The organism is Geobacter sp. OR-1 (assembly GCF_000813145.1).
Classification (GTDB): domain Bacteria; phylum Desulfobacterota; class Desulfuromonadia; order Geobacterales; family DSM-12255; genus Geoanaerobacter.
The window spans coordinates 85815-107689 of the sequence record NZ_BAZF01000005.1; the positions used below are offsets into that span (position 1 = coordinate 85815).

Here is a 21875-nt window from a genome sequence, read left to right on the forward strand (position 1 = left end):
AACAGGCTGCAATGAAAGGGATTAGCCATGAAGATCGAAGTACTCGGTACCGGCTGCGCCAAATGTAAGACCCTTTATGAAAACACGAATAAAGCGCTGGAAGAGAGCGGCAAAAGCGCCGAGTTGGTAAAAGTAGAGGATATCCACTCTATAATGAAGTACGGCGTCATGAGTACGCCGGCACTGGTGATTGACGGTCAGGTGAAGTTTTCCGGAAAACTGGCATCAGTAGCCGAGATTATCGGGATGTTGCCATGAGGGTGTTCATAACCGGTCTTCTGTTGCTGATTGCCACAACAACCTATGCCGAACTCCCGGCCGCCAAGGATGCCGATGTCAACCGGGCGCTCCTTTCCGGCAAACCGACGGTCATTGATCTTGGCGCCCGGACCTGTATCCCGTGCAAGCAGATGGCTCCGATCCTGGAATCATTGGCCGCCGAGTACCGGGGAAAGGCAGGCGTCCTGTTCATCGATGTCAAAGAAGACAAGGCTGCAGCAAAGAGATTCCGCGTCCAGATGATCCCGACCCAGATATTCTTCAATAGCCAGGGTAAAGAGGTCAAGCGCCACATCGGCTTCATGGACAAAACGGACATCCTCAAGGAGTTGAAGGCGGCGGGGCTTAGATGACCTTCCTCGACAACATCGAGCAGATCGTTGCCGCCTACCCGCTGCTGGCCTTCGGCGCTGTCTTTCTCGCCGGGGTCATCTCCTCCGCCTCGCCCTGCGTACTGGCCACCATACCGCTCGTTGTCGGCTTCGTCGGCGGCTATGCCGAAGGAGACCGCTGGAAGGCGTTTCGCTATTCCCTCTCTTTCATACTGGGGCTCTCGCTCACCTTCACCGCCTTCGGCGCTGCAGCCGGGCTGCTCGGCACCATGTTCGGCGCTTTAGGCGGCTGGTGGTACGTGGCAGCAGGGGTTGTGGCCCTGGTGATGGGAGGCCAGATGATGGGACTGTACGAGATTAGTCTCCCGATCAGGCGTGATTTCAAGCCGAAACGGGGCGGCTTGATTGGGGCGTTCCTGCTGGGGCTTTTCTTTGGTGTTGTCTCTTCCCCTTGTGCCACGCCGGTGCTGGTGGTAATTCTGACCTTTGTTGCCACAAAGGGGCAGGTGCTCTACGGCGTTGCCCTGCTCTTCACCTATGCCATCGGCCACTGCCTGCTGATGCTGGCGGCCGGAACGTTTACCGGCTTCATCGAGGCGTTCGTCAAGGCCCGTGGTGTGGTAAACTTTTCCCTCTGGGCCAAGCGGGTCAGCGGCTTTGTGGTTGCCCTGGTTGGCGGGTATTTCATCTGGAATGCATTTTAATGGATACCAGCAGCAGAAGTTTCTCGACATTTTTTCAGAAAAACATGATATCGGACCGGATGGCGGCTTTCAGCAAACAAATGAACTTCACAAGAATACTGCTGCTACTGTGCGCCCTTTCTTTCTTCTGCAGTTGCGACACACAGAAGCGGGACATACAAACCGGCGAAGATGCACCGCTATTTTCCGTTGCTGACATTAGCGGCGACCTTGTCAGCCTGACCCAGTTGAAAGGCAAGATTGTCGTCCTGTATTTCTGGAAAAATTCATGCTGTGGCGACAGTTTGAAACTGCTTGAACCTTTTTATGAAGCGAACAGGCACAAGAAGCTGGCAATTATCGCAATAAATATTGGCGACACAAAAGAGGTTGTCACGTCATATGCAACAAACAATGGTTTGACTTTTACCATGCTGGCAGATGAGCATTCCGGCATATTCGAGCAATATCAGGTATTCGGCTTTCCAACCATCTTCATAATCGACAAAAATGGAGTGATCCGAAACAAGATTCTGGGAAATATCCAGGTTGACCAGCTGGAAACAGTGATACAGCGTCAATTTGCCCTCCAGAAACAGGCGGAAACATCCTATGAAAAAAATCACCCTCGCAAGTAATATGGGCATCCGTCAATAAGACTATTTTTATCCCATTTCTCTTGACCATAACCTTGATTGAGGAGTATGGTAGTCATAACAGCGATAAAGACCGCCCAGAAAGGAGATCACGCCAATGTGGACTGAGCACTTTCGGATTCGTCCTGTATCCCGCTGCAAAGAGGGATGCAGTATTTAGCCCGTGAAGACATTCACGGGCGGAACAACCAAGGCCCCTGCAGAAATGCAGGGGCTTTTGTCATTTATGGCCCCGTCTCCCGCGCAAGGCTCATCATTCCTCCAATCACTGGAATCAGAAACATTCATTGCAGACATATTATCGAGCCGATATCCCGGAACCCCTTAGAACTGGTGTCAGTCCTTGCCGAAAACCCCGACTTTGCAGCAACACAGGTTGCAGAATGAGCTTTTAACAACAAGAATAAACTTGCCTTATCCGCTTGATATTGTGGTGACTTCTAAATTGTCTCACCTTGGTATGGCTTCTGCTGATCACATAAGAATCTGAATGAAAAGAAAAATGTCTGTGCAGAAGAGAGGATGACACCTATGAGAGCGAAAACGATGGATGGACGCGAGATAGAAATGCAACAGCTGACGCTCGACAGTCTCAAAATGCGTCTCAAGGGGCAGGTAGTCGTGCAGGGTGATGCCGGCTACGACGAGTCTCGTACCGTCTGGAACGCCATGATCGATCGGATGCCGGCGATTATCGTGCGATGCCTCGGCATTGCCGATGTAATTGCGTGCGTGCAGTTCGCACTTGAACATCAGCTTCTGCTTTGCATCAAGGGGGGAGGACACAATATTGCGGGGCTGGCCACAGCCGATGGCGCCCTGATGCTCGACATGTCACTGATGCGTGGCGTCTGGGTGGACAAACATCGAAAGATAGCACATGCACAGGCAGGTTGCCTGCTCGGCGACCTGGATCGCGAAACGCAGCTGCACGGCCTCGCCACTGTCCTCGGATTTATCTCGATGACCGGGATCGCCGGACTCACTCTGGGAGGCGGGTTCGGCTATCTAACCCGGCGCTGGGGGTGGACGACCGATAACGTGGTCGGGATGGACGTTGTCACCGCCGAGGCCCGCCTGGTCCGTGCGACCAGTGAGGAGAACCCGGAGCTTTTCTGGGGGTTGCGGGGCGGTGGCGGCAACTTCGGGGTTGTAACCGGCATCGACTACACTCTCCACCCCGTCGGCCCGGAGGTGGTCGGCGGAATCGTTGCCTGGCCCGCAAGCGAGGCCCCGGCGGTGCTCAAACTTTACCGGACACTGGCCGAGGAGGCCCCGCCGGAACTCACGCTCGTCACTTTCATGCGTCCGGCGCCACCGGCACCTTGGCTACCAAAGGATATGCACGGGAAGCCGATCGTGGCGATCATCGCTTGCTACAGCGGGAATCCCGGAGAAGGCGAGCAGGCAGTCGCCGTGATCAAATCTTTTGGCACACCCATTGGCGATATACTCGTGCGGCGGCCATACAGTCAGTTACAGTCATTGCTCGATGGCACCCAGCCGAAGGGGCGACGTTACTACTGGAAGAGCGAATATCTGGCAGGCATCGAACCGGAGTTTTGCGAGAAATTCATGGCGCATTCCGCAAAAATATGCTCGCCTCACTCGTCCATGATCCTGTTCCAGATCGGCGGGGCTCTTAACCGACTCAATGACGAACATTCTCCGGTCGGCAACCGCAATGCGCGCTATGTGCTCAACATCGGCGGCGCGTGGGAGCAGGCTTCTGACGACACTGCGAACATTGCGTGGGCGCGCAATGCATGGGACGACCTGAGGATGTTCTCGACCGGGGGCACATACATCAACTTCCTGACCCAGGAAGAAGGCCCTGATCGCATCAAGGCAGCACTGGGGAATAATATCTCGCGGCTCGCCGAGATCAAGGCGAAATGGGACCCTCAGAACCTGTTCCGCACGAACCGTAACATCATGCCGGCGTGAACGCCCAAGGATTAGGCCGGGCAGGTTGAGCCCCTCCTCCCGGTCTTGATCACTACTTTTTCCCTATTGTCTTAAGAGCGGACAGGTCAACGGTTCCAGGTCTGCGCTTGATTACCTTTCTTGTCCCTTCTTGATCTGTAAACTCTGCGACGACATCTGGAAATTCCTTGTTGAGCAATTGGCGAACCGCATCATTATCGATGGACGGCAGATCGTCTTTATGCACCCCTCCGCGCCTGATCAAGAAGCGATCAAGCAGATCGTCAGACTTTCTCAGAAATTCGAGCATATCGAGCACGAACATTTTCCCAGCCGGGAATTTGCCATTGTACAGCGCCTGCAGGTCATTCATCTTGATTTTATTGGTGGCAAGGTGACGAATCCACTTTTGGCAATCGCAACTGTGTGCTGTTTCAATATTGCCGCTTGTGATAGTAAATCTGATTTTATGTTTCGACATATCCCCCTCCCGGACCATGCTGACGACTATAGCCGGTCACGGAGCAAGTGGCAGCAAAAATGTGTGACATTCCCCAAAACAAACAGGCTGAAGACAGAGTCCCCGCCAGCAGCTCAATTTCCCGACTGCATCCAGACGAAGACTTACGTCTTCAGTCCGGACAGCTATTTTGCTTTAAGGGAATAATGCAGGATTTGGCGGTGTATCTCTTTAAGAGAATGCAACACTTGCTTGATGAGTGCTTTCTTCTCCGGAATCATATTCAACTTATTCTTGAAGTCATTTGCAGCCACCCTCAAAAGGAGCTCGGTACTGGCACCTACCTTATCAGACTGGATATCGTCCTTTACTGCAATGGTAATATGCTTGAGGTTCTCAATTGTCACCAAGTCCTTTTCAATATCACTTTTGTATTGCTGAATGCTGGTTTTCTCAAAATGCTCGTTGAGCGCTTGCTGGATTTCATTGCATGTAGTACGGATGCTGTCGAGCAGATTGAAAGTCTGTGTCAAATTATTTATGGTCATCTACCCCCCCCTACAACCAACTAACTGATATCTTTGCACACCGACATGCGATCTAAACTGTAATCGCAACATGAAACAAATTCAAGGGTGAGGTGATTATAATGTTAAGAAAATCTGCTTCCCGTGAGGATTACGGCAGCAATCCCGTTCACAGCCCGGCCTGGAACGAGACGATCCGCCCTTCTTCCACCTGATAGCTAATCTCGATGGGGTTGCAGCAGACTTCGCAGTCCTCGATATAGCACTGGTTGCCGGCTGAGAGATCCAGCAGCACGGAGATGCGTTCACCGCAGTGGGGGCAGGAAAAGACCTGCCTGCGAGTTGTGAACAGTTTTTCTTCCCGTATTCGACGGCCAATATCGCCCGCTTGTTCCGTTATCCAGTAGACCTGTTTATGCTGGACACGAGTCAGTTCCGTCAACCGCACTTCCGCAGCGTCACGATCGGCAAAACTGCCGACAAGGAACCGATTGCCGTTGTCGTCTTGTCGCCAAAGCTCAAACCTCATCCCGATTCCCTCTTAAGAGTGATTATACGCCCAATCAGGGCATCTGGAACGAGGATAATGGCCTACACATCCTCAATTTCGGCTATACTTAATATGTAAGAGATCCCGGAAACGGAAGGGAGGAAGTATGCGCAAAGTGAAACTGTCAATGCCCGAACTGGCTCTTATCGCCGGGACCCGGGGCGCGTTGGGGGCGGGGATCGCGCTCTTGCTGGCCGATCGGCTGACCAGCGAACAGCGAAAAGCGGCAGGCACTGCCCTGGCCCTGGTTGGGGTCATCAGCACCGTCCCGCTGCTGCTGGAAGTGCTCGCCAACCGGGAATGACCGGGATGCAGAGTTTGTTGCCCTCGCATCAACTGCCATTGCCATATCAAGGCCTTAGTATTGCTTGTAAAAATGTTTCCACAGCAGCAAAATAGGCATCTCGGTTAACCGCAATGATCGTGTTGTGGCCGCCCCGTTCGAAGACCAGCAGTTCCTTCGGCTGATTCGCGGTCCGGGCCGGTCTCCCTCCCGTAACCGCCTATTCAGCGCAAAACAGCTCCCTGAGAAATTATATCCCTGGCAATAAACCTGATAACGGCGTAGAGTTAACCAACTGACCCACCACCCGAAATCATTTCTCTCTTCGTCATTTCGAACCCTTCTGCTTTCCGGTCATCTCCATCCACCTCTCTTTCGCATCCTCTGGAACAGTCCGCACGGTTCCTTTCTGAGTCCTTCCGTAACGTGAAATCCTTCACATTGGCTAAGCGTCCAGGATACCTAATAAGAAAAGGACACAAATTGAGCGTTGGCATTCTAATCGGTTACTTTGCAAAACAGAATGAAGCTCGTAAAGCTCGGCGGGAACTGTCAAAACAAGGCCTACGCCATACTACTCTGATCCATAAAGGCACTGACGGAGATGTCCATATCTGCAATCGACTCTTCCGGCGACAGGGCGTTGAGCCGGAAGTAATGCGCGATCATGCCCGCTGGCTCGTCTCCGGGGAATCTGTACTGATTCTCCGGGCACCGGTCAAATCTTTACAGCGTCCATTGTCTATCCTGCGGGAAAGCAGCGATATCCCTCCGGCGCTGTTTGTCATGCATCCCAAGCGCGAGCGGCGCGTTGAAGCGCGAACCCAGGAGGTAAAGCTTTCCCCGTCACAGATCCTTGAACATGCCCAGCGCCATGCCGGAGAGCAACAGGTAGACCCAAAACCGCAGCACTCTTCCGAGCTGCTCAATCGTCTCAAAAAGTCCCGCCAATGGGTCCGTCAGGTCTGCGCCGATCTCACCGCAGCGAGCCGCCTGGAGCAGAAAGCCACGCCGGCTGCCGATTGGATTCTTGATAACGAGTACATCCTGGAGGGGACCGCCCGCGATGTCCTGCTGAACCTGCCCCGACGTTTTTACCGGCAGCTGCCCGCACTGGCCTCTGATCCTTACCGTGGTCTGCCGTGCATCTATGGTCTGGCCAAAGATCTTGTTTCCCATAACGAACTGCGCCTGGACCGGGAAAATATCCTGGCTTATATCGAGGCGTATCAATCCGTGCGCACGCTGTCGATCGGCGAACTCTGGGCAATCCCCCAGATGTTGCGCATCGCGCTGATCGAAAGCATCCAGAGCCTGGCCGTCACCGCGCTTGCGGATCTGCGCGAACGCCAGTTGGCCGACTTCTGGGCAAACAGGCTGATCGCTGCCAATCGCCGCGATTCCAACCAACTGTTCGCGATCCTGGCCGAACTTGCCAAAGCGGAACCGAGTCCCAGCCCTTATTTCGGTGCCCAACTGGTCGGACTGCTCTATGACGAGGCCGCGGCATTGTCACCAGTGCAGAGCTGGCTTGAGCGTACGCTCAAAACCCCTTTGCCCGATCTCAATCTGCGCGAGCAAAACCGGCAGACCAGGGAGCAGTTGTCCTGCGGCAATGCCATCACCAGCCTGCGCCAGCTTGCCCTGCTGGACTGGCGGGAGATTTTCGAAAAGCTCAACCGGGTCGAGCAGCTGTTGCGCCGCGATCCATCCGGAGTTTATTGTGGAATGGATTTCGCAACCCGTGACCGCTGCCGGCGGGCAATTGAAGAGCTCGCCCACCGCTCCGCCCATAGCGAAGAACAGGTCGCGGAGCAGGTCATCAGGCTGGCGTCTCAGGCCAAAAGAGGACCTGCAACCAGTGCACTGCGCAGCCACGTCGGCACCTGGCTGATCGGTGAGGCACGTGCCGAGTTGGCCCGGCTGATCGCCTGTCGCGAAACAGATCGCTACCGCACCCTGGCATGGGTCTATAGCCACCATACGGCCGTTTATTTCCTGGGTATCGGCGGCTTCACCGCCATGTTTCTTTCCTTGATCGCCGCCTTGACCATCGGGCTATCACCCGCTATCAAGATGGGACTGTTGCTGTTCCTGCTGATTCCGGTCAGCCAGCTGGCAATCGAGGTCGTCAATTACCTGATTACGCGACTGCTGCAGCCGCGGCCCTTGCCCAAGATGGATTTCGAGGATTCGGGGATTCCCGATGAATTTCGCACCCTGGTGGTCGTGCCGATGCTGCTTACCAATGCGGAGACGGTCAGCGCCGAGGTGGAGAAGCTGGAGATCCGCTACCTGGCCAACAAGGAAGCGAATCTGCTCTTCAGCCTGTTCACTGACTACACCGATTCAGCCGCGCTTACGGCTGAAGACGACAGTCGGTTACTCCAAACTGCAAAAGAATCTCTGGAGGCTCTCAATCAGCGCCATGGCGCCGAGCGTTTTTTACTCTTCCATCGAGAGCGTACCTGGAGCGAATCCGAGCAGAAATTCATCGGCTGGGAGCGCAAACGGGGCAAGCTGGAGGAACTGAACCGCCTGATAGACGGCACACGGTCAGAAACCGCTGCTCCGATGGTCTACGTGGGCGACCCGGATCAGTTGGCTGACATCCGTTTCATCATCACCCTGGACAGCGATACCCAGTTGCCGCACGCTGCGGCCCGCAGGATGGTTGAAACCCTGGCGCACCCGCTTAATCAGCCCCGTTTCGATGGGTTGGGTAACATCATTGCCGGTTACACCATAATCCAGCCCAGGGTGAGTCCAACCCTGCCGAGCACGAGCGTCTCGATCTTCAGCCGGCTCTTCGCCGATGCCGTTGGCATAGACCCCTACAGCCAGGCGGTCTCCGATGTCTATCAGGACTTGAGCGGCGAAGGGTCATATCATGGCAAGGGAATCTATGATGTCGCCGCCTTCAGCCGTGTGCTTTCGGGTCGTTTCCCGGAAGAGCGGGTCTTGAGCCACGACCTGATCGAAGGGGCTCACGCCAGGGTGGGACTGGCCAGCGACATTGAGCTCTTTGACGAGTTCCCGCAAGGGTACCAAAGCTACTCAAGCCGTGCCCATCGCTGGATTCGCGGCGACTGGCAGATTGCAGGGTGGCTTTTCCAGCGTGTTCCCCTGCCCGGCGGTGGCCGCGGACCCAACCCCTTATCCTTTTTGAACCGCTGGAAAATCCTGGACAACCTGCGCCGCAGCCTGTTGCCCTCCGCCAGTCTGGGCCTGTTGATCGCCTCGTGGCTCATTTCTCCCAAAATCGGCGGGATCGCCACGCTGGTGGTCGGCATGCAGCTCCTCTTCCACCCTCTGGCCCAACCCTTCACCATGGCCACCACTCACAAGGGGTTGAAGTACTTCGACCTGTCGAAGGTGATGCACGACCTGTTGCGGGCGATTGCCGACGCCGCGCTGTTGCCGCACCAGGCAGCAGTCGCCCTGGACGCCATCGGCCGGGTCTGGTACCGCCGCATGATCTCCCGGCGCAATCTTTTGGAGTGGACGGCCCAGGCAACCCATTGGAGCGCCTCCAAGCGGCAACCGCTCTTCGTGGCGACCCTGGCCCTGGGGAGCATCTTCAGCGGAATCGTGGGCTATGCAATCTGGCGCGTCATGCCGGCCAGCCTGCTGCAGGCCGCCCCCTGGCTCGTTTTGTGGTTTCTCTCCCCGCTGCTCGGCTGGCGCCTGAATCTGCGCCCTGCTCTGCAGCAGCGGGCACAACCGCTGCCGGAGACGGACCGCCGTTTTCTCAGGCAGGTCGCCCGGCGCACCTGGCGTTATTTTTCGGCCTTTGTCAGTAATGACACGTCGTGGCTGCCTCCCGATAACTACCAGGTCTCGCATCAGGACCGCTTGGCCATGCGCACCAGTCCGACAAACATCGGCCTATGGATGACCAGTGCTCTGGGAGCCCATGATTCGGGCTACCTGACAATCACCCAGGTCGTCGAACAACTGACCCGAACTATGGCAACCATCGGCCGCTTGGAGCGCTATGAAGGCCATCTTCTGAACTGGTACGATATCCAGACCCTGGCTCCGCTCGAACCACGCTACGTATCCACTGTTGACAGCGGCAACCTTCTTGGTGCCCTGTGGGCCATGGAACAAGGGGTGGGTGAGCTGATGCACCAGCCGATACTTGATGACAAGGCCTTTGCCGGCTTTCTCGACACCGGTGAAATCCTGAAACAGGTTGTCAGCCATGAGCGCCGGCCCGGTTTCGATCTCAACATCCTGAACGAGCTGATGACCTCATGTGAATCTCCACCAACTCACTTCGTTGATAAGCTGCGCCTGCTGCGGGAAATGGACCGAAACTTCCGGGTCCCTCCTGTTCCGGGAGGAGCGGCATCATGGACCGACGAGATGAAGGAGCAGGTGGCCGCCTGGATATCGATCGTGGACCGCTATCTCAACTGGGTCGAAATACTTGCTGAAAAACTGAAATCAGAGTCTGTCAAACTTGGTCCTGAGGCCCTGCTCGCCATTCGCAAGGACTTGTCTCAGGCGCCAACCCTCTTCAACCTTGCCCATGGCCGGATCGACTCGATCCGGATACTCAAAGAAATCCGGGAGGAGTCCATACAAGCAGGCTCACCGTTCGACCCATGGCTAGACCGCGTCATTACAGCCTTCGCAACCAGCCAGTGGCTGGCCGGCGAAACCCTGGGGATGATTGAGCGGTTGCTGGTCAGCGTCCGCGAACTATCAGCGGGGATGAACATGCGTTTTCTCTATAATCAAAAACGCAAGCTGTTCGCCATCGGCTATAACGTCTCTCTGGCTCGCCTGGACGGCTCCAGTTACGATCTCCTGGCCAGTGAGGCGAGGCTCGGCAGTTTTGTCGCCATTGCCCGGGGCGATGTGCCGTTGGAACATTGGTTCTCCATGAGCCGCCCCTACGGCGCAATCGGCCGACAGCGCGTACTGCTCAGCTGGACCGGGACCATGTTCGAATACCTGATGCCACTCCTGTTCCAGCGCTCCTACGACAACTCGCTCCTAGACAAGGCCGCCGGTGAAGCAGTGGCGACCCAGATTGCCTACGGCCGCACGCATCGTGTGCCCTGGGGCATTTCCGAGTCGGCGTTTGCCGACCTGGACCTCAACAAGACCTATCAGTACAAGGCCTTCGGTGTACCGGCGCTCGGTTTGAAGCGTGGCCTGGAGGAACAGCTGGTAGTCGCTCCCTACGCCTCCATGCTGGCACTGAACGTAGCGCCCAGAGAGACCGTGCAGAATCTGCACCGATTGGCAGGGCTCGGTCTGCTGGGCGATTACGGGTATTACGAAGCCATGGATTTCAGCCGGCAACCGCAGCGCGATCCCGGAAGTCAGCCCCTCAAGCGGGGAGTGATTATTGAGGCGTACATGGCCCATCATCAGGGGATGGCGTTCCTGGCGTTGACCAACTTTCTGCATGGCAACCCCTTCCCCCGCCGTTTTCATAGCGACTCGCGAGTGCGGGCCTTTGAGGCCCTGCTTCAGGAGCGCATCCCGACATTGCCGCCGCTGCACCTGATCTCGACGCGTCAGAATGAGCCGCAGTTGCTGGGTGCAGACCTGGTGGCGCCGGCAGGAAGCACCATCACCACGCCCCATACCGCCACTCCCAAGAGCATCCTGCTCAGCAACGGCCGCTATGGGCTAATGGTCACCAACAGCGGTGGCGGTTACAGTCAGTGGAACGGCCGGGAACTTACCCGCTGGCGTTCTGATCAGACCTGTGACAGCCAGGGGACCTTCTGCTACATCCATGAGGCCGATCCGGATCGCGTCTGGGCCAACACCTATCACCCGGTCGGCGGGATGGTTGAGGGGTATGCCGTAGAGTTTGCCCTTGACCGGGTCGCATTCCGCCGCGTCGATAACGGTATCCGCACGGAAACAGAGATTGTCGTCTCCCCGGAAGATGATGTCGAGGTGCGCCGGATCACCCTGGTTAACCGCTCCCTTCACGCTCGCCGCCTCAACCTGACCAGCTATGCCGAACTCTCCATGGCGCCCCACAACGCGGATCGCCAGCATCCGGCCTTCAACAAGCTGTTCATCCAGACCGAAGCGCTCCCTGAGCAGCAAGTTCTTCTTGCCTACCGGCGGCCGCGCAGTGAAAACGAACTGCCGTTGTATGTGGCCCATTGCTTGACGCTGCAGCATGCCGGGGATGTAGTCCTGTCCGGAAAAGAGTGGCAGTTTGAAACCGACCGGGGGCGCTTCATCGGCCGCGGCCGGACCCTTGCCAACCCCATGGGAGCCAGCCAGAGTCTGGGCAACAGCCAGGGTTTTGTTCTTGACCCCAGTTTAAGCCTGCGCCGGAGTTTCACCCTGGAACCGGGCCAGCGCGCCCAGGTTTCCCTGGTGCTCACTGCCGGGTCCACCCGCGAGCAGGTCCTGCTGCTGATGGATAAGTACAGCGACCCACATGCGACCGAACGGGCCATGGATTTCGCCTGGCGCTCGTCCCAGCAGCAGTTGCAGGTGCTTCATATCCAGCCTGACGAAGCGCGCCGGTTCCAGCAACTTGCAAGTCACCTGCTCTATCCCAATCACCTCCTGCGCGCCCCGGCCGAACGCCTGGAAGAGAACCACAAGGGCCAGGCCGGATTGTGGCCCTATGCCATTTCGGGCGACCTGCCGCTGGTCTTGATCACCATCGGCGCCGTCCGGGATATCAGCCTGGTCCGCCAGTTGCTCCAGGCTCACACCTATTGGCGGATGTATGGTTTGTCGGCCGACCTGGTAATCCTCAACGAGGAGGCAGGGAGTTATGAGCGGCCGCTCCAGGAACGATTGGAACAGCTGATCCAGACCCATGCCCTCTCGGCAGCGTCTGATCGGGCCGGCGGGATATTCCTGCGCAATGCAGCGCACATCCCGGAGGCAGATCAAACGCTGCTCAAGGCCGCAGCGAGTATCGTGCTGGTGGCGGCACGCGGCACACTGCCACAGCAATTGGGTATCCCGGTAGAGGCTCCCGAGCTGCTTGAACCGCTGGTCCGGAAACGCGCTCTCCGTGAGCCCTCGGCGCCGCTCCCGTTCATGGAATTGAACTACTTCAACAGTCTCGGCGGGTTTACGCAGGACGGCCGTGAGTACGTAATCTACCTCGGTCCCAACACCAACACCCCCGCACCCTGGGTAAACGTCATCGCCAACCCTACTTTCGGCACCATGGTCAGCGAAACCGGATCCGGCTTCACCTGGTACGGCAACAGCCAGCGCAATCGTCTGACCGGCTGGTCTAATGATCCGGTGCTGGACCCGGCATCGGAGGCGTTGTACATTCGCGACGAGGAGAGCGGCGTGTTCTGGTCGCCGACAGCAGGACCGATCCGGGAGGAAACCGCCTATCGTGCCCGACACGGAGCGGGTTTTACGGTTTTCGAGCATAACAGCAACGGCATCGAGCAGGAGCTGACCGTCTTTGTGCCGGTGAATGAGCACGGGGGCAAGCCGATCAAGCTGCAGCGTCTGCGGCTCACCAACGCATCAGCCAGAAGGCGCAGGGTATCAATAACCTACTATGCCGAACTCACCCTCGGCGAAAACCGCGAAAGCTCACAGATGCACGTCATAACCGGTTGGGACGACGAAGCCCGGGCTCTGCTGGCACAAAACCGCTACCACCCCGAGTACGGAGAGCGGGTTGCCTTCGTGGCCATCACCCCCCAGGCCGACTCATACGACGGCGACCGGACTGCTTTCATCGGCCGCAACCGCTCGCTGGCCAATCCGGCCGGCATGGAGCTGACCCGGCTGTCACAACGGACCGGGGCTGGTCTGGACCCGTGCGCTGCCCTCCGGGTCACCATAGAAATGGCACCGGGAGAGCGCCGAGATATCATCTGCATGTTGGGCCAGGCCGAATCAATGGCCAAGGCCCGGGAGCTGGCGCTCAGCTACCAGGAGGATCAGGCATTCGAATCCGCATTCGATCAGACGAGGGCTTGGTGGGATGCACTACTCGGCACGATTGAAGTGCATACCCCCGAACTGGCCGCCGACCTCCTGATCAACCGCTGGCTCCAGTACCAGTCCTTAAGCTGTCGCATCTGGGGACGCTCCGCGTTTTACCAGTCAGGCGGTGCCTTCGGTTTTCGCGACCAGCTACAGGATATCATGGCCTTCCTTTACGCCAAGCCGGAACTGGCGCGCGACCATATCCTGCTGGCGGCCAGCAGGCAATTCAAAGAGGGTGATGTCCAGCATTGGTGGCATGCACCTGCCGGCGCCGGGATCCGCTCGCGTATTTCCGACGACCTTCTCTGGCTCCCTTATGTCGTCGCTCACTATGTTCGGACAACCGGCGATACCGGTATTCTCAAGACGGAAGTCCCCTTTCTCACCGCCCCCCTGCTGCTGGACGATCAGCACGAGCAATTCTCCACACCGGAAGTCACCTTTGAACACGCCACGCTCTTTGAACACTGTCGTCGCGCGGTCAGCCAGGGGCTTACTATCGGGCCCCACGGCCTGCCATTGATAGGAACAGGGGATTGGAACGACGGAATGAACCTGGTGGGAGCCGGTGGCAAAGGAGAAAGCGTATGGCTTGCCTGGTTCCTCTGCGAGCTGTTGCAGGGGATGGCTGAACTGTCGAGCCTCATTCATCAACCAGAGCTGAGCCAAACCTATCGGGATGACAGATATGCCCTGATCCAGAGGGTAGAACAGGCCGGCTGGGATGGCGAGTGGTATCTGCGGGGGACCTTTGACGATGGCTCTGCGCTCGGGTCCGCGGCGAACGCTGAAGCAAGGATCGATTCCCTGCCCCAATCGTGGGCATGGCTTTCCGGCGCCGCCGATCCGGCGCGGGCGAATCAGGCCCTGGAATCGGCGTGGCAGCATCTTGTCCGCCAGGATGAAGGTATGGTGCTGCTCTTCGAGCCACCCTTCGACACTGCAGAGCCGTCACCCGGCTACATCAAGGGGTATCCCCCCGGGGTGCGGGAGAATGGCGGTCAGTACACCCATGCCGCCCTCTGGATGGCAATGGCCATGGCCCGCAAAGGGGATGGGGAGCGGGCGGTGCAGCTCTTGCGCATGCTCAATCCGATCGAGCACGCCCGCGATGCGGCAGCAGTCTGGCACTACGGGGTCGAACCCTACGTGGTGGCCGCCGACGTCTACCGATTGTCCGGCCGCGTTGGCCAGGGTGGCTGGTCCTGGTATACCGGATCGGCGGCGTGGATGTATCGGGCCTGGATCGAAGAGGTCCTGGGTTTACAGGTGCAAAGCGGGGAGATGCGGGTTAATCCGGTCATTCCTGCGGCGTGGCAGGGGTTCAGCCTTAGCTATCGGCACGGTGAAGCGATCTACGCGATCCAGGTGGAGAATCCGGATGGCTGCGAGTCTGGAGTCGCCTGGGTGGAGATGGATGGACAGCGTATTACCGGCGGTGTGATCACGCTGGAGCACGGATTGGTGAAGCATCAGGTTGTCGTCCGGATGGGGCGCCCGGAGTAAAAGATGCGCAATGCGAAAGATTATAATCTTTAGCTATTCAATAGAATTATAGGGAGGAAGGCGCAATCGACAAGTCATTTTGGCATGTTGATCCAGAGGATCTCGAAAAGCTACATCCCGACGATAAGCAGAACCCGATCTGGAATGAGAAGCCGTGACACTTTGAATGGGTTGGCAAAGAAAGAGCCGGTCACCACAAGGTAACCGGCTCTCTTTTTGGTCTAAAGGCACGGCGCCTTCCTTTTTATCACCGCACCTAAAAACCAAAGCAAAACCTTACATGTCAAAACTTCTGGATTGGCCCATGATTTAATAGCATCCAGTAATAGCCGATCAACGAGACCATCTGCTCGAATTGATTAAAGTCGATCGGTTTCTGAATATAGCTGTTGACACCAAGACGGTAACTTTCAATCCGATCACTCTCTTGGGATGAAGAGGAGAAGATAACGACCGGTAATAAGCGGGTTCTCTCGTCAGAACGGATCCTCTGTAGAACCTCGATGCCGTTTAATCTGGGCATGTGAATATCGAGGAGTACCAGATTCGGGAGTTTTTCCCTCCGGTCAAGGCACTTCCTGAACAGGTAATCGACTGCTTCGACGCCATCCTTGACCCAGTAGATTGCGTTTATGATGTTGGCTTTCTTCAGTGCTCTCTGGGTTAAAAAGGCATCATCGAGGTTGTCCTCGGCGAGAAGAATTGTCCTGCCTTTGGATTTCATCTGATCATTTACATTGAACGAATAGGAGATATCCATATATCGGCTGTCCCTAAAAAATGTTCTTCAACTTCATTTAAATAGATAAGACGCGGAAAAGACGCACCTCTTGCTTATTCGACCTCCTCTTATGTTTTTGGCAACAAAAAAGCCGGGACCGAATATCGTGTGAAATTTCGGCAACCCGGCTGTCTCAGTGAGACCCTATAGGCTTTCCGCCCCATCCTCGCGGATGGTTGAGTATTATCGTCTATCGCTCAAAAACAACTTTTTTGTAATGTAGTTTTTTTTATTAGGGTTTGTCAATATTTTTCTAAAGTCCGGCTAATGCCCGTCGAGAGAGTGTCCCAGTAAAATAAAGTCGTATACTGGTGACAACGTGATTTCAACAGGTTACAATTATTGCCATTCAGGAGCAACGAAATATAGTTGTATACTGGCGCCCTCATTTCATCACTTCTGCTGAGTTCAAGCCTTCCGCTATCAAAATCTATTTTCCAGCTGGATACCCTCGTATGCTGCGGCTAGCACTTGTCTCTCAACCACTGAAAACTACCATACCAAAGCCCCACTGCAACCGGCTCTATCCTGCCACCTGCTGTAGATGGGCAAAGTAATCGTCCAGGGTCACCGCAGCAACATCACGGGTCAAGGGGCGGGGCTGATCGGCAAGAGAGAGAAGAAGCCCTGCCGCAGGGACAAGGGACGCAAATGAATCGCGAAACGTGGTCAGGGTACGGGCCATATTGGGCGATGGGGTTTTGGTGAGTTTAATCTCCACCGGAATCAACATCCCTGCCGAGGGTTCAATCAGCAGATCTACCTCAAGGCCACTGCCGGTTCGTATGTAGTAGAGCGGCGGCTGTTCGCCCCGACCGAGAAAGAACTTGACCGTCTCCTGGACACAGAAGTTCTCGAACAGATGGCCGGCCATGGGACCGTTGAACAGGTGGGTTTCGTCCCGCACGCCCGCCAGGTGGCAGGCAAGGCCTATATCGAGAAAATAGATCTTGGGCGCCTTGGTGATCCGCTTCCCAAGGTTGGTAAAATAGGGGGGGAGCAGATAGACCACTCGGCTCGCCTCAAGAATCAAAAGCCAACTCTTTATGGTTGGAACGGATATGCCCAGATCACGGCTGAAATCGGACATGTTGAGTTGCTGCCCGCAGCGAGCAGCGAGCAGGCGCACAAAACGCTGGAAGTCCCGCAGATCCCCTATGTTGTATATGGTCCGGATGTCCCGCTCCAGGTAGGTTTGCAGGTAGGATGCGTACCACGCCTGCCGGTCGACGGACTGATCCACCACCAGTTCAGGGTAACAGCCGTTCAGCGCCGCATCCGTAAATAGGTCGATGGCGTTGGGAAGGGCAAGAAAACGACGCTTTTCAGCTATGGAAAAGGGAAGAAGCTCCAGCAGGGCGATCCTGCCAGCCAGGGAATCGGAGAGATTCTTTATCAGGCCGAACTGTTGTGAGCCCGTGAAGACGAACCGCCCTTTGACATCCCGACGCTCATCGACGCGGAGCTTGACGTAGGAAAGCAGGCCGGGAGCAAGCTGGATCTCGTCGATGATGGCCCGCTCGCCTAGGTCGTCGAGAAAGAGGTGGGGATCGGCAAGGGCCTGCTCCCGGTAAAACGGGTCGTCCAGGCTCCTGTACCGATAATCGGGGAGACAGTGCCTGAGAAGGGTGGACTTGCCTGCCTGCCGAGGACCGGTGACGGCCACGCAGGGGGATGATGCCAGTAAGCGCTCCAATCGGTTTTCAATGTCACGTTGAATGTATGTCATGACATGAGAATACCATAGAACCATGCAGATTTAAAGTGTCATTTTAAATATGCACAATAACCCCTACTCTACCGTAACTGATTTTGCCAGGTTCCTCGGTTGATCGACGTCGGTCCCCTTTAGAACCGCGACATGATAGGCCAGCAGTTGCAGCGGTACGGAGAGAACCAGAGGGAGCAGGTCTTCCGGTACCGGAGGTATCTCCAGGGTCACTTCGGCCTTGGCGCGCACCTCTTCGTCCCCTTCGGTACAGACGGCAATGACGCGGCCGCCGCGGGCGATGACCTCTTCCATGTTCGAGACCACCTTTTCGTAATGGCGGTCTTTCGGCACCAGCACCACGACCGGCATGTTCTCGTCGATCAGCGCGATGGGGCCGTGCTTCATTTCGCCGGCCGGGTATCCCTCGGCGTGAATGTAGGATATCTCCTTCAGCTTCAGCGCACCTTCAAGCGCAATGGGATAGCTGGTGCCGCGACCGAGGTAAAGGAAATCCCGCGCCGTCATATAGGTCCGGGCCACCTTTTCCACCTGGGGATCAAGCTTCAGCGCCTCCTCGACTATGGACGGCGAATGAACCAGGTCTGCCAGCATCCTCTGGCCACGTTCCCGGTCGATGGTGCCGCGAGCCTGGCCGAAACGGAGGGCAAAGAGGTAGAGCGCCACGAGCTGCGTCACGAAAGCCTTGGTAGAGGCAACGCCGATCTCGGGGCCGGCATGGGTGTAAATGACCCCGTTCGATTCGCGGGCAATGGAAGAATCGACCACATTGCAGATCGCGACATTTTTCGCGCCGCGCGATTTACCCTCGCGCAACGCGGCCAGCGTATCGGCGGTTTCCCCGGACTGGGAGATGAGCAGCAGCAGGGTCTTGTCGTTGATCACCGGATTGCGGTAACGGAATTCCGAAGCGATATCGACTTCGGTGGGAACACGGCAGAGTTCCTCGACCAGGAATTTGCCGACAAGCCCGGAATGCCAGGAAGTACCACAGGCAACCACGCAGACCCGGTCGACAGATCTCAGCTCTTCATCGGAGAGCTGCATGTCTTCGAGGAACACATCCCCCTGCTCTTCCATAAGCCGGCCGGTGATGGTATCGCGCACTGCCCGCGGCTGCTCGAAGATCTCCTTGAGCATGAAATGCTTGTAACCGCCTTTTTCGGCCATAAGCGAGGACCAGTCGATATGGCGCGGCTTTTTCTCCAGCAGTTCACCGGTTACCAGGGAAAAAACCGGCTCCCCGTTACGGAACACCACCATCTCCCCGTCTTCCATGAAGACCATTTCCCGGGTGTGGGAAAGAATGGCCGGGATATCCGAGGCGATGAAATGTTCGTTGTTGCCGAGGCCGACGACCATGGGCGCACCCTGCTTGGCGGCAATCATGGTGTCGGGTTCGCTCTGACACAGGATGCAAACGGCATAGGCGCCCCGGACCTCCCCCAGCGCCAGGCGGACCGCCTTTTCAAAATCCCCGGCCTCTTTCAGCCGATCCGCGACGAGATGCGCAATGACCTCGGTGTCCGTATCGCTCTTGAAGATGCAACCCCGCCCCTTGAGCATCTCTTTCAACGGGAGGTAATTCTCGATGATCCCGTTGTGCACGACAATGACGGAGCCTGCCTGGTGCGGGTGGGCATTGGCCTCGGACGGGCGACCGTGCGTGGCCCAGCGGGTGTGACCGATGCCGATGCTGCCGCTTAGGGGACGGTCGGCGATGAGCCGTTCCAGGTTCACCAGCTTCCCCTCGCTGCGACGGATCTCAACGCAACCGTCCGCGATGGTGCAGACACCGGCAGAGTCGTAGCCGCGATATTCCAGGCGGCGCAGTCCGTCGATGATTATTGGTGTTGCCTGCTGACTGCCGATGTATCCGACTATTCCGCACATAAGTTAAACTCCTGTGAATGTGAATTGTGAAAATGTGAATAAGATCTTAATTCACTCTTCACAGCGACTGAAGGGAGCGATTCACCCTTCACGCTTTTTCTTAACCCAGCCCACCTTGTTTACCTGCGGCACCCTGGCAAGGGCCAGCGAGTCCGGGGGGATGTCCTGGGTGACGGTAGTGCCTGCGGCAATGAGGGAATTCGCCCCCACGGTTATCGGGGCAACGAACTGCACGTCGCTCCCTACGAATACCCCATCGCCGATCACGGTACGATGCTTCTTCACCCCGTCGTAGTTGCAGGTTATGGTGCCGCAGCCGATGTTCACATCCCGGCCGATGGAGGCATCACCGAGATAGGTGAGGTGCGACGCCTTGGAACCTTCACCCATGACGATCTTCTTGGTCTCCACGAAGTTGCCGATCTTGACATGGGCGCCGAGCTGGGAATCCGGCCTCAGATGGGCCATCGGCCCGATGGCCGCCTCTTCCCCGATGACTGAGTCTGCCATGACCGACCCGGCCTTGAGCGTCACCTTGTCGGCAATGGTGCAATTCCTTATCACCACCGACGGCTCGATCACGCACTCGCTGCCGATAATCGTATTGCCGGAGACATGCACATTGGGATGGATGATCGTGTCGCTGCCGATCTTCACTCCGCTGTCGATGTAGCAGGTATCAGGAGCGATCATGGTGACGCCGGAAAGCATGAGCGATTCATTGATCCGCTTTCTGAGAACCGCTCCGGCCGCGGCAAGCTGGGCCCTGTCGTTCACTCCCATCACCTCGTCCGGATCGTCCACGGAGAACGCCAGCGCGAGCAGCTCCTGTTCAGCGGCACGGAGGACGATATCGGTCAGGTAGTATTCCTTCTGGGCATTGTCGTTGGAAAGAGAGGCAACGGCAGCAAACAGGAATTCAGACTCGACACAGTAAATTCCGGAATTTATTTCGTTTATTTTGAGCTCTTCGGGTGTTGCGTCCTTCTGCTCGACGATCCGGAGGATTCGACCTCCTTCGCCTTTAACGACCCTGCCGTAGCCGAACGGGTTGTCCACGTGGGTAGTCAGCACCGTCAATGCTGCCCCGAGGTCACGGTGCGCAGCCAGCATCCCCTGCAAGGTCTCGGGGCGTATCAGCGGCACGTCGCCGCAGAGAATCAGGATAGTGCCGCTGAATCCTTCCAGGGCACCGGCAGCACAGGCAACCGCATGGCCGGTACCGAGCTGTTCCTGCTGAAGAGCGAAACTGACGGCCGGATCAGTGCTGAAATGCGCCTGAACCCTGTCGGCCTGGTGTCCGGCAACGAGCACAACCCTCCCGGCCCCGGCTTCCCTGGCTGCGGCAACCGGCCAGTCAATTAGGGGCGCTCCTGCTGCCTCATGCAGAACCTTCACAAAACCGGACTTCATCCTGGTACCCTTTCCTGCCGCCAGGACCAGGGCTGCCACTTCGCTCATGCCTCACCTCCAACAAATTGGAGCAATTCGGTAAAAACCGTCTCTTTTTATATACACTAGTCTCTCCAACCGTCAAGGAATTAGGCGCCGTCAGTACCCGTCAGCACAATCATTTTGCCTTTACTTGCCAATATTATGCGGATATAGTTTACAACTCGGGAGATTGTATGGGAATTGCTGAAGAAATAATCGTCTTTGAAGAAAAGCTCAACGAGCTCGTCCGCAAATACGAACAGTATTTCCTCGGCCTGGAAAAAAGGGAGCCGATAAAGCTCCTGGAGGAGGTTGAACGGACTGCCCGGAAATATGTCGGCACAAATATCGTCAACACCATGGTCAAATTCAAATACAATTCCCTGGTAGCGCGGCTGCAAAGTTACAAACAGTACTGGGGCAGGATCAACCGGCAGATCGAGGAGGGGCGGTATTCAAGGGACAAGTTCAGAATGGGCATGCACCAGCAGGCCCGGGAAGGCACCTCGGTATCGGGCGGCAACGGCGAGATAGACGGCATTTTCGCCCAATACCTTGAAGCAAGAAGAACCTGCAATCTTGATACGGACAACATAAACCCCGAGGCGCTGAAATCTACTCTGGAAAAGCAGAAGGAAGCCCTGCAATACAAACACAACTGCAACAACATCGAATTCCGCGTGGTTATCGAAGACGGAAAACCCAAGATAAAAGCCCGCCCCAAAACCTGAGTCTGACCGGTTTCGTTCTACAGGCAAACGCGTAACTCCGTGTATCAAAAAAGTATACAGTATACCATTTTTAAGTTGCTTTTTCCTCCCATGACAATTAATATCGCCAAGATTATAAACTAATCATGGGGAATTATTGC

General features: G+C 56.4%; 15 protein-coding genes and 1 riboswitch. Of the genes, 8 read left to right on the plus strand and 7 right to left on the minus strand.

Annotated elements, in window-relative coordinates; genetic code table 11:
* Positions 1-27: 27 nt before the first annotated feature.
* The 5 genes from OR1_RS06820 (at position 28) to OR1_RS06840 (ending at position 3897) form a co-directional block, all read left to right on the plus strand.
* Complete coding sequence (locus OR1_RS06820; RefSeq protein WP_041970883.1) at positions 28-258, plus strand: thioredoxin family protein; 231 nt, start codon at positions 28-30, stop codon at positions 256-258.
* The gene (locus OR1_RS06825) at positions 255-632 is read left to right on the plus strand and encodes a co-chaperone YbbN (protein ID WP_041970884.1); all 378 of its coding nucleotides are present in this window, start codon (positions 255-257) and stop codon (positions 630-632) included. Before OR1_RS06820 ends, OR1_RS06825 begins: the two co-directional genes overlap by 4 nt.
* Positions 629-1315 carry a cytochrome c biogenesis CcdA family protein gene (locus OR1_RS06830; protein WP_041970885.1) on the plus strand — a complete coding sequence of 229 codons (687 nt, stop codon included), beginning with the start codon at positions 629-631 and terminating at the stop codon, positions 1313-1315. Before OR1_RS06825 ends, OR1_RS06830 begins: the two co-directional genes overlap by 4 nt.
* Positions 1316-1395: 80 nt before the next feature.
* The gene (locus OR1_RS06835; RefSeq protein ID WP_041971040.1) at positions 1396-1932 is read left to right on the plus strand and encodes a peroxiredoxin; all 537 of its coding nucleotides are present in this window, start codon (positions 1396-1398) and stop codon (positions 1930-1932) included.
* 549 nt (positions 1933-2481) lie between these two features.
* Positions 2482-3897, plus strand: a complete 1416-nt coding sequence (locus OR1_RS06840; RefSeq protein ID WP_052440307.1) for an FAD-binding oxidoreductase — start codon at positions 2482-2484, stop codon at positions 3895-3897.
* Between the two features lie 52 nt (positions 3898-3949).
* Here the strand turns inward: OR1_RS06840 and OR1_RS06845 are convergent, their stop codons facing one another.
* The 3 genes from OR1_RS06845 to OR1_RS22555 form a co-directional block, all read right to left on the minus strand.
* Positions 3950-4357 carry a hypothetical protein gene (locus tag OR1_RS06845; RefSeq protein WP_041970886.1) on the minus strand — a complete coding sequence of 136 codons (408 nt, stop codon included), beginning with the start codon at positions 4355-4357 and terminating at the stop codon, positions 3950-3952.
* 164 nt (positions 4358-4521) lie between these two features.
* The gene (locus OR1_RS06850; protein WP_041970887.1) at positions 4522-4884 is read right to left on the minus strand and encodes a hypothetical protein; all 363 of its coding nucleotides are present in this window, start codon (positions 4882-4884) and stop codon (positions 4522-4524) included.
* Between the two features lie 148 nt (positions 4885-5032).
* Positions 5033-5392: a CPXCG motif-containing cysteine-rich protein gene (locus tag OR1_RS22555; protein ID WP_202812037.1), complete on the minus strand. Its 360-nt coding sequence runs from the start codon at positions 5390-5392 to the stop codon at positions 5033-5035.
* Positions 5393-5519: 127 nt separating this feature from the next.
* Here OR1_RS22555 and OR1_RS06860 point away from each other — a divergent pair, with 127 nt between their 5' ends.
* Positions 5520-5717: a hypothetical protein gene (locus tag OR1_RS06860; RefSeq protein ID WP_041970888.1), complete on the plus strand. Its 198-nt coding sequence runs from the start codon at positions 5520-5522 to the stop codon at positions 5715-5717.
* A gap of 636 nt (positions 5718-6353) precedes the next feature.
* Entirely contained in the window at positions 6354-15167 is an 8814-nt protein-coding gene (locus tag OR1_RS06865) for a GH36-type glycosyl hydrolase domain-containing protein (RefSeq protein ID WP_237754247.1), read from the plus strand.
* A 283-nt stretch (positions 15168-15450) separates the two neighbouring features.
* On the opposite strand, the gene OR1_RS06870 is transcribed toward OR1_RS06865, so the two are convergent.
* The 4 genes from OR1_RS06870 to glmU all read right to left on the minus strand — a co-directional run bounded on the left by OR1_RS06870 (position 15451) and on the right by glmU (position 21031).
* Positions 15451-15927, minus strand: coding sequence for a response regulator (locus tag OR1_RS06870; RefSeq protein ID WP_237754248.1), 477 nt, complete (start codon positions 15925-15927; stop codon positions 15451-15453).
* A gap of 136 nt (positions 15928-16063) precedes the next feature.
* A riboswitch (cyclic di-GMP riboswitch) is annotated at positions 16064-16140 on the minus strand.
* Between the two features lie 331 nt (positions 16141-16471).
* Complete coding sequence (locus OR1_RS06875) at positions 16472-17677, minus strand: ATP-binding protein (RefSeq protein ID WP_160295221.1); 1206 nt, start codon at positions 17675-17677, stop codon at positions 16472-16474.
* A gap of 63 nt (positions 17678-17740) precedes the next feature.
* Positions 17741-19570 carry a glutamine--fructose-6-phosphate transaminase (isomerizing) gene (gene glmS / locus OR1_RS06880; protein ID WP_041970890.1) on the minus strand — a complete coding sequence of 610 codons (1830 nt, stop codon included), beginning with the start codon at positions 19568-19570 and terminating at the stop codon, positions 17741-17743.
* A gap of 81 nt (positions 19571-19651) precedes the next feature.
* On the minus strand, positions 19652-21031 hold the full coding sequence (glmU, locus tag OR1_RS06885) for a bifunctional UDP-N-acetylglucosamine diphosphorylase/glucosamine-1-phosphate N-acetyltransferase GlmU (RefSeq protein WP_041970891.1): 1380 nt from the start codon (positions 21029-21031) through the stop codon (positions 19652-19654).
* A gap of 167 nt (positions 21032-21198) precedes the next feature.
* Between glmU and OR1_RS06890 the strand changes: the two genes are divergently transcribed.
* Positions 21199-21735 (plus strand): MXAN_5187 C-terminal domain-containing protein, encoded by a 537-nt coding sequence (locus OR1_RS06890; protein WP_041970892.1) that lies wholly within the window; start codon positions 21199-21201, stop codon positions 21733-21735.
* Positions 21736-21875 lie beyond the last annotated feature (140 nt).